Origin of the sequence: Geodermatophilus chilensis (assembly GCF_002802985.1) — a bacterium.
Lineage (GTDB): Bacteria > Actinomycetota > Actinomycetes > Mycobacteriales > Geodermatophilaceae > Geodermatophilus > Geodermatophilus chilensis.
In genome coordinates this window covers 1-8660 of sequence record NZ_NVPT01000190.1, presented here as the reverse complement: position 1 = coordinate 8660, position 8660 = coordinate 1, and the positions used below count along the sequence as shown (strand labels likewise).

The window sequence follows — 8660 nt, the reverse complement described above, 5'->3', positions numbered from 1 at the left end:
TTATATTGAGTTTGTCATGGTGTTCTGTCGCAGGTTTTGTAGAGACGATCGCTCACAAGTCATTATCAACTGCTGTTTTTTGTGTCAGCGGCAGAGCTACCTCATAGACAGCCGCGTGGGGGGGCGCCCGCCGCGTCAGAGGTTGGTAGACGGCACGGTGGGGGAGGGGCCGGCGCCGGTCATCCCCGGCCACGGATGGGTGCAGCGGCGGCGGCTGGCCTCCGGCCCGTCGGCGGCGCTGAAGCTCGCCTCGGGCTGCGACCGGCGGTGCGCCTTCTGCGCCATCCCGGCCTTCCGCGGCTCGTTCGTCTCCCGGCCGCCGGCCGAGGTGCTCAGCGAAGCGCAGTGGCTGGCCGCCCAGGGCGTCACCGAGCTGGTGTTGGTGAGCGAGAACTCCACGTCCTACGGCAAGGACCTCGGCGACCTGCGGCTGCTGGAGCGGCTGCTGCCCCAGCTGGCCGCGATCGAGGGTATCGCCCGGGTGCGGGTGGCCTACCTGCAGCCGGCCGAGCTCCGACCGGGCCTGCTCGAGGTCATCGCCGCCACCGACGGGGTGGCGCCCTACTTCGACCTGTCCTTCCAGCACTCCTCGCCGGGCCTCCTGCGCCGTATGCGCCGGTTCGGCGGCACCGACGACTTCCTCGCGCTGATCGAGCGGGCCCGCGCGCTCGCGCCGACCGCCGGGTTCCGCACCAACGTCATCCTCGGGTTCCCGGGGGAGACCGAGGACGACGTCGCCGAGCTCGAGCGTTTCCTCGTCGAGGGCCGGCTGGACGCCGTCGGGGTGTTCGGCTACTCCGACGAGGAGGGCACCGAGGCGATGGGCCTTCCCGGCAAGCTCGACCAGGCCGAGATCGACGCCCGTGTCAGGCGCGTCACCGACCTGGTGGAGGAGCTCACCGCGCAGCGCGCCGAGGACCGGCTGGGGGAGCGGGTCCAGGTGCTGCTCACCGAGGACCTCTCCGCCGACGAGGGCCACGGCGACGGCGGGCGGGGCCTGTGGGCCGGGCACGCCGCCCACCAGGACCCCGAGGCCGACGGGACGACGACGGTCGCCGGGGTGCCCGACGGTGCGGTCGCCGGCCAGGTCGTGGCCGCGGAGGTCGTCGGGACCGAGGGCGTGGACCTGGTGGCCACGGCACTGGTGCCCGCGGTGCGCACATGAGCGATGCGGTGGACCCGGCCGCCACGCCGCCCCAGTCGGCGCGGGTGCTCAACCTGCCCAACGCGCTGACCGTGCTGCGGTTGGCCGTCGTGCCGGTGTTCGCCGCGCTGCTGTTCACCGACGGTGGGATGGACGACGAGCGGCGCTACTGGGCGACCCTCGTCTTCGTGCTGGCGATCATCACCGACCGCTACGACGGGATGATCGCCCGGCGGACCGGCCAGGTGACCGAGTTCGGCAAGCTCGCCGACCCGATCGCCGACAAGGCGCTGACCGGCACCGCGCTCGTGGGCCTCTCGGTGCTGGCGCTGCTGCCCTGGTGGGTGACGCTGACGATCCTCGTCCGCGAGGTGGGCGTGACCCTGCTGCGCTTCTGGGTGATCCGCCACGGCGTGATCGCCGCCAGCCGCGGCGGCAAGGCGAAGACCGTGCTCCAGGCGCTGGCGATCGGGCTCTACACCCTGCCGCTCGACGGCCTGTTCGGCACCCTGCGGTGGTGGGTGATGGCCGCCGCGGTGGTACTCACCGTGGTGACCGGCCTGGACTACGTCCACCGCGCCCTCGCGCTGCGGCGGACCAGCATCCGCGCCATGCGCGCCGCGGCCGCCCGCCGCTCGGCCGGGCCGGCCGGCCCGCGGACCGACACCGCCGCCTGAGCAAGGACCCTCCTGCCCCACTCTCCGCAAGCTCAGGGCGGGGCCCGGGACGGGGCCGCCCGTCCTCTCCGACTTGAGCGGGGGACGCCGTGGAGGCGCCACGGGAAGGGCTGCCTGACCTCCGGCGTTACGCCCAGAGCGGACGCGCCCGGCTCGGCACGGTGGGCGTCGGTGGCGCCGCGTACCGTGAGCGCACGGCTCCCTCCCCGGGTGCCGCCGCTTCCGCACGGGCAGGACAGGAGACGGCGATGACGCTGCTGCGCACCCAGCTCGGGACGACCCTGCGCGGCCACCGGCTGCGCCAGCGTCGGACGCTGCGCGACGTCTCCGGTGCCGCCCGGGTGAGCCTGGGCTACCTCTCCGAGGTCGAGCGGGGGCAGAAGGAGGCCTCCTCCGAGCTGCTCACCTCGATCTGCGACGCCCTCGACGTCGAGCTCGCCGACCTGCTGGCCGAGGTCAGCCTCGGGCTGCGCGGCGACGACGTCCGCGTCCGCCCGCTGGTCCCCGCCTCCGAGGCCGCCGGCGTCCCCGCCGATGAGGAGCCCGCGGTGGCCGCGTCCGCCGAGCAGCCGGCCGCCGAGCCCACGCTGGCGCTGGTCGGTGCGCCGGCCCGCGTCTCCGGTCGCCCGGCCGACGCGGTGTCGTTGGCCGCCTGAGAAAGGACCCCGTCCTCCCCACCTTCGTGAAGGCCCTCTGCCCCCGCCACTCGCAAGCTCGCGGCGGGACACTGCAGAGGGCCGGCGGGGCCCCGCACACGGCCGGCCTCCGGGTGCTCTGGCAGGCGGGACCGGCGCGCCGCCGCACGCCGGCCGTGGCAGGCTGGGTGCCGACCCCCACCGCGGGTCGCCGGCTGCTGCACGCCACAACGGAGGTCGCCGTGCGGTACCTCTTCCGGCCACCGGCCACCGATGGCGCGGGTCTGCTGAGCCTTCCGTTCCACCTGCCGCTCGAGCAGTGGGACCCCGAGCTGCTCCTCGAGGTCCCGCAGCGCGGCATCTCGCGGCACGTCGTCCGCTTCACCGCGCAGGGCGGGCACGTCTACGCCCTCAAGGAGATCTCCGAGCCGCTGGCCCGCCACGAGTACGCGCTGCTCGGCCAGTTCGAGGAGGAGGGCCTGCCGTCGGTCTCGGTGCTGGGCATCTGCGTCGACCGGCCGGACGAGCAGGACGCCGTCCTGGTGACCCGCTACCTCGAGTACTCGATGTCCTACCGGTACCTGTTCTCCCGGCCCCACGGCGAGCACTCCGAGGAGCAGCTGCTCGACACGATGGTGGTGCTGCTCGTCCGGCTGCACCTGGCCGGCGTCTTCTGGGGCGACTGCTCGCTGTCCAACACGCTGTTCCGGCTCGACGCCGGCGCCTTCACCGCCTACCTGGTGGACGCCGAGACCTCCGAGCGGCACCCCCAGCTGAGCCCCGGGCAGCGGCGCTACGACGTCGACCTGGCCCGTGAGCGGGTCGGCGCCGAGCTGCTCGACCTGCAGTTCGGCGATCTGCTGCCCCCGCACGTGGACCCGATCGAGGTCGCGGACAGCCTGCCGGTGCGCTACGAGGCGCTGTGGGAGGAGGTCAACCGTGAGGAGGTCTTCGCCCTCGCCGAGCAGCGCCAGCGGGTGGCCGAGCGTCTGCAGCGGCTCAACGACCTGGGCTTCGACGTCGGCGAGATCGAGCTGGTCACCGATCCGGAGGGCGGCGCGCGGCTGCGCGTGGAGACCCGCGTCTCCGAGCCCGGCCAGAACCGCCGGGAGCTGTTCCGGCTGACCGGTCTGGAGGTGCAGGAGCGCCAGGCCCGCCGGTTGCTCAACGACCTGCGCGCCTACCGCGCCACCCTGGAGCAGAAGACCGGCGCGCCGGTCCCGGAGACCGTCGCGGGTTACCGGTGGCTGGCCGAGGCCTACCAGCCCGTCGTCGACGCCATCCCGCCCGACCTCGCCGGCCGTCTGGCGCCGGCCGAGGTCTTCCACGAGATCCTCGAACACCGCTGGTTCCTGTCCGAGAAGGCCGGCCACGACGTCGGGACGACGAGGGCCGCGCGCTCCTACTTCGACACCGTGCTGCCTCGTACGCCGAAGGAGCTGACCACCCCATCGGCGATCGTCGGGAGCCGGGACTGACCAGGCCACCGGCCGCCGCACCGGCCTCCGGAGGACCACCTCCCACGCCCGGAGAGGCCACCGCGGACCTCGGTAACGAGGCGGTTTCGTTCGAGTTGACACCCACTGTGGGCTGGGCCACGGTACGAAAACCGCGGTGATCTGAGGCTCGCTGCTCTCCAACGGAGGCGAGATGACGGTGTCGACGAACGGCAGGGGCAGATCGACCGGCGGAGCCGCGACGCGGGGGCGCAGACGTCAGTTGGGCGGTGTGGCCGCCGCCGCGGTGCTGGCGTCGACGCTCGCGGCGTGCGGCGGTGACTCCGGCTCTCCCAACGCCCTCACCTGGTACATCAACCCCGACTCCGGCGGTCAGGCCGAGATCGCCCGGCGGTGCAGCGAGGCGTCCGGGGGCGCCTACACCATCGAGACCGCCCAGCTGCCGCGCGAGGCCTCTGCGCAGCGCGAGCAGCTCATCCGGCGCCTGGCGGCCAACGACGCGTCGATCGACCTGATGAGCCTGGATCCGCCGTTCATCCCCGAGTTCGCCGAGGCTGGCTTCCTGGCCCCGGTGCCCGAGGACGTCGCGGAGCGCGTCACCGAGGACGTCGTCCAGAGCGCCGTCGAAGGCGCCACCTGGGACGGCGAGCTGGTCACCGTCCCGTTCTGGGCGAACACCCAGCTCCTCTGGTACCGCGAGTCGGTGGCCGAGGCGGCCGGGCTGGACATGAGCCAGCCGGTCACCTGGGACCAGATCGTCGAGGCCGCGCAGCAGACGAACACCCTCATCGGGGCCCAGGGCGCCCGGGCCGAGTCACTGACGGTGTGGCTCAACGCCCTCATCGAGTCGGCCGGCGGGTCGATCATCTCCGAGAACGCCGAGGACCCGGAGGACATCGAGTTCGGCCTCGAGTCCGACGCCGCCGTCCGGACCGCTGAGGTCATGCGGTCGGTCGCCGACAGCGGCGTCGCCGGGCCGGCCTTCTCCACCGAGAACGAGGACGCCTCCGCCACCGAGTTCGAGGGCCCGGACGGCGGCTTCATGGTCAACTGGCCGTTCGTCTACGGGCGCGCGCTGAGCGCGGTCGAGGCCGGGACCCTCGAGCCGTCCGTCCCCGAGGACTACGGCTGGGCGATCTACCCGCGGGTGAACCCCGACGACCCGGCCGCACCGCCGTACGGCGGCATCAACCTCGGCGTCGGCGCCTTCAGCGAGGCTCCGGAGCTGGCCTACCAGGCGGCCGAGTGCATCGTCTCGGACGAGAACCAGGCCTACTACTTCACCACCAACGGCAACCCGGCCTCCTCCATCCCCGTCTACGACGACCCCGAGGTGCTCGAGGTCTTCCCGATGGCCCCGGAGATCCGGGAGTCGCTGGAGATGGCAGCCCCACGCCCACAGACCGTCTACTACAACGAGGTTTCCGCCGCCATCCAGCGGACCTACCACCCGCCGGGCTCGGTCACCCCCGGGGTCACCGGCCCCACCGCGGCCGAGCTCATCCGCGCCGTCCTCGCAGGGGAGCAGCTGCTGTGACCCAGACGACCCTCCCCCCGCGGGAGAAGACCCAACCCGTCTCCGCGCCACACGGGACGATCAGCGACCGGTCCCGCTCCGAGCGCCGGCTCGGCTGGCTGCTCGCCGGCCCCGCCTTCTTCGTGATGCTGGCGGTGACCGCCTACCCGATCCTGCAGGCGGTCTACGAGTCGCTGTTCTCCTACCGGCTCACCGACCCGGCCAACCGCTCGTTCACCGGGCTGTCCAACTACTGGGTCATCCTCACCGACCCGCTGTGGTGGCAGGCCCTCGGCGTCACCCTCTTCATCACGCTGGTGACCGTCGCGGTCGAGCTGGTGCTCGGCTTCGGCCTGGCCATGGTGATGGCCAAGGCGCTGAGTTCGATCCGGCCCGTCGTGCGGGCCTCGATCCTCATCCCCTACGCGGTGATCACCGTCGTCTCGGCGCTGGCCTGGCAGTTCGCCTTCGACATCAACACTGGTTTCGTCAACAGCTGGTTCGCCTGGCTGCCCGGCGTCGGCACGGACACCGACTGGTTCGGCGGCACCTGGACGTCGTTGCTGGTCATCTGCCTGGCGGAGATCTGGAAGACCACGCCGTTCATCTCGCTGCTGCTGCTCGCCGGCCTGGCGCAGGTGCCGGAGGTGCTGCAGGAGGCGGCCAAGGTCGACGGCGCCACCTGGTGGCAGCGGCTGTGGCGGGTGACGATCCCCAACATGAAGGCGGCCATCATGGTCGCCCTGCTGTTCCGGACGCTCGATGCGTTCCGGATCTTCGACACCATCTTCATCATGACCGCCGGAGCCAACAGCACGGAGTCGGTGTCGTTCCTCGCCTATCGGCAGACGATCGCGAGGCTGGAGATCGGCCTGGGCTCGGCGGTCTCCGTGCTGCTGTTCCTGTGCGTGGTGCTCATCGCGGTGGGCTTCATCAAGATCTTCAAGGTCGACCTGTCCCAGGCCAGAGGGGAGCGGTGATGTCCCGGCGCGAGAAGATCTGGTGGCTCATCGGCGGGTTGGTCCTCGTCGTCTACTGCCTGTTCCCGATCGCCTGGATCGTGTCGCTGTCATTCAAGGCGCCGTCCGACCTGTCCAACGGCGGCTTCCTGCCGACGCAGTTCACCGGCCAGAACTACAGCGACATCTTCACCGGCAGCGCCAGCGGCCTGTTCCTGCCGGCGCTGCGCAACTCCTTCGGCATCTGCCTGATCGCGACGTTCATCTCCTGCGTCCTGGCGATGTTCGCCGCCTACGCCATCGCGCGGCTGGACTTCCCGGGCAAGCGGATCATCCTGACGACCGCGCTCGCCGTGGCCATCTTCCCGATCATCTCGATCGTCACGCCGCTGTTCAACGTGTGGCGGCAGATCGGCCTCTACGACACCTGGCCCGGGTTGATCCTCCCGTACCTGTCGCTCACCCTGCCGATCTCCATCTGGACGATGTCGGCGTTCTTCCGGGAGATCCCCTGGGAGATGGAGCAGGCGGCGCAGGTCGACGGTGCGACCACCTGGCAGGCGTTCCGCAAGGTGATCGTCCCGCTGGCCGCCCCGGGCGTGTTCACCACGGCGATCATCGCGTTCTTCATCGCCTGGAACGACTTCCTGTACGGCATCTCCCTGACCTCGACCGAGGCGGCACGACCGGTCCCTGCGGCCCTCGGCCTGTTCTCCGGTGCCTCGCAGTTCGAGGACCCGACCGGCGTCACGGCCTCGGCCGCCGTGATCGTCACCATCCCGGTCGTGGTCCTGGTGCTGCTCTTCCAGCGGCGCATCGTCGCCGGCCTCACCAACGGCGCGGTCAAGGGCTGACCCCCCGTACCCACCCACCTCAGCGAGGGGACGAGATCTCATGGCATCGATCGAGATGCGCAACATCGTCAAGCAGTACGGCGACGGCTACCCGGCCGTGAACGACGTCAGCCTGGACATCGCCGACGGGGAGTTCATGATCCTCGTGGGCCCGTCCGGCTGCGGGAAGTCGACGCTGCTGCGGATGATCGTCGGGCTGGAGGACATCACCAGCGGCGACATGTTGATCGGCGGCAAGCGGGTCAACGACCTGGCCCCACGCGACCGCAATCTGTCCATGGTGTTCCAGAACTACGCGCTGTACCCGCACATGACGGTGTACGAGAACATCGCGTTCCCGCTGCGGCTGGCGAAGGTGCCCGACGACGAGGTGCGCCGCCGGGTCACCGAGGCCGCCGAGGTGCTCGAACTCATGGACCACCTGGAGCGCAAGCCGGCCAACCTCTCCGGTGGTCAGCGGCAGCGGGTGGCGATGGGCCGGGCCATCGTGCGCCAGGCGGAGGCGTTCCTCTTCGACGAGCCGCTGTCCAACCTCGACGCCAAGCTGCGTGGGCAGATGCGCACCGAGATCTCCCGGCTGCAGCGCCGGCTGGGCATCACCACGGTGTACGTCACGCACGACCAGACCGAGGCGATGACCCTGGGCGACCGGGTCTGCGTGCTCCGCAAGGGGAGGATCCAGCAGGTGGCCTCGCCGCGCGAGCTCTACGAGCAGCCGGTCAACCTCTTCGTCGCCGGCTTCATCGGCTCCCCGCCGATGAACTTCCTGCCCGCGACGTTGGACGGCGACCGACTGCAGACGCCGTTCGGGCCGATCACGCTCGACGAGCGCCGGGCCACCGCCGTGCGCGGCCGCGACCTGCTGCTGGTCGGCATCCGTCCGGAGTATTTCGAGGACGCGTCGCTGGTCGACGAGGCGAAGCGGCCGCTGGGCTCGCTGTTCCGGGCGCGGGTCGACGTCACCGAGTGGCTGGGCGACTCGCAGTACGCCTACATCCCCTACGAGGCGCCCGAGTCGATCCGCGACCAGCTGCGTGAGCTGTCGCGAGAGCTGGACTCCGAGGAGTTGCGCACCCAGGCGATCGTCTCCATCGACGCCACCAGCCGGATCCGGGAGGGCCGCGAGGCGGAGTTCTGGCTCGACGCCCGCAAGGTGCACGTGTTCGACCCACAGACCGGCGAGAACCTCACCCGGGACGCCGAGGCCGGGGCGCGGCTGACGCAGATGGCCACCGAGGACCGGGTCGAGCAGGTCCAGGAGGCACAGGCCCAGGGGACGACGGTGGGCGGCGGGGCCAGCCGGGCCGGGGCGGCCTGAAAGAGGACCCCCTGCCTCCACCGCGGAAGGACCCCGTTCTCCCCACCCCCCGCAGGCTCAGGACGGGACCCGGGACCTGTACCTTATCCACATCTCCGAA

Annotated in this window: 8 protein-coding genes; all 8 read left to right on the top strand. The window is 71.3% G+C overall.

What is annotated here, in order from left to right; genetic code table 11:
• The first annotated feature begins 157 nt into the window (after positions 1 to 157).
• The 8 genes from CNO22_RS23190 (at position 158) to CNO22_RS23155 (ending at position 8560) form a co-directional block, all read left to right on the top strand.
• Complete coding sequence (locus CNO22_RS23190) at positions 158 to 1165, top strand: radical SAM protein (RefSeq protein WP_232807285.1); 1008 nt, start codon at positions 158 to 160, stop codon at positions 1163 to 1165.
• On the top strand, positions 1162 to 1821 hold the full coding sequence (pgsA, locus tag CNO22_RS23185; protein ID WP_100501640.1) for a CDP-diacylglycerol--glycerol-3-phosphate 3-phosphatidyltransferase: 660 nt from the start codon (positions 1162 to 1164) through the stop codon (positions 1819 to 1821). The genes CNO22_RS23190 and pgsA overlap by 4 nt, the downstream gene beginning before the upstream one ends.
• Positions 1822 to 2069: 248 nt before the next feature.
• On the top strand, positions 2070 to 2477 hold the full coding sequence (locus CNO22_RS23180) for a helix-turn-helix domain-containing protein (RefSeq protein WP_100501639.1): 408 nt from the start codon (positions 2070 to 2072) through the stop codon (positions 2475 to 2477).
• A gap of 221 nt (positions 2478 to 2698) precedes the next feature.
• Entirely contained in the window at positions 2699 to 3934 is a 1236-nt protein-coding gene (locus CNO22_RS23175) for a DUF4032 domain-containing protein (protein WP_100501641.1), read from the top strand.
• Between the two features lie 250 nt (positions 3935 to 4184).
• The gene (locus CNO22_RS23170; protein WP_232807284.1) at positions 4185 to 5450 is read left to right on the top strand and encodes an extracellular solute-binding protein; all 1266 of its coding nucleotides are present in this window, start codon (positions 4185 to 4187) and stop codon (positions 5448 to 5450) included.
• Positions 5447 to 6409 (top strand): carbohydrate ABC transporter permease, encoded by a 963-nt coding sequence (locus CNO22_RS23165; protein ID WP_100501637.1) that lies wholly within the window; start codon positions 5447 to 5449, stop codon positions 6407 to 6409. The genes CNO22_RS23170 and CNO22_RS23165 overlap by 4 nt, the downstream gene beginning before the upstream one ends.
• The gene (locus CNO22_RS23160) at positions 6409 to 7242 is read left to right on the top strand and encodes a carbohydrate ABC transporter permease (RefSeq protein ID WP_100501636.1); all 834 of its coding nucleotides are present in this window, start codon (positions 6409 to 6411) and stop codon (positions 7240 to 7242) included. The genes CNO22_RS23165 and CNO22_RS23160 overlap by 1 nt, the downstream gene beginning before the upstream one ends.
• Before the next feature lie 40 nt (positions 7243 to 7282).
• On the top strand, positions 7283 to 8560 hold the full coding sequence (locus tag CNO22_RS23155) for an ABC transporter ATP-binding protein (RefSeq protein WP_100501635.1): 1278 nt from the start codon (positions 7283 to 7285) through the stop codon (positions 8558 to 8560).
• The last annotated feature ends 100 nt before the right edge of the window (positions 8561 to 8660 follow it).

Coding starts and splice junctions, on each gene's coding strand:
- pgsA (WP_100501640.1), top strand. CDS start 1,162: ATGAGCGATGCGGTGGACCCGGCCGCCACGCCGCCCCAGTCGGCGCGG.
- CNO22_RS23180 (WP_100501639.1), top strand. CDS start 2,070: ATGACGCTGCTGCGCACCCAGCTCGGGACGACCCTGCGCGGCCACCGG.
- CNO22_RS23160 (WP_100501636.1), top strand. CDS start 6,409: ATGTCCCGGCGCGAGAAGATCTGGTGGCTCATCGGCGGGTTGGTCCTC.
- CNO22_RS23155 (WP_100501635.1), top strand. CDS start 7,283: ATGGCATCGATCGAGATGCGCAACATCGTCAAGCAGTACGGCGACGGC.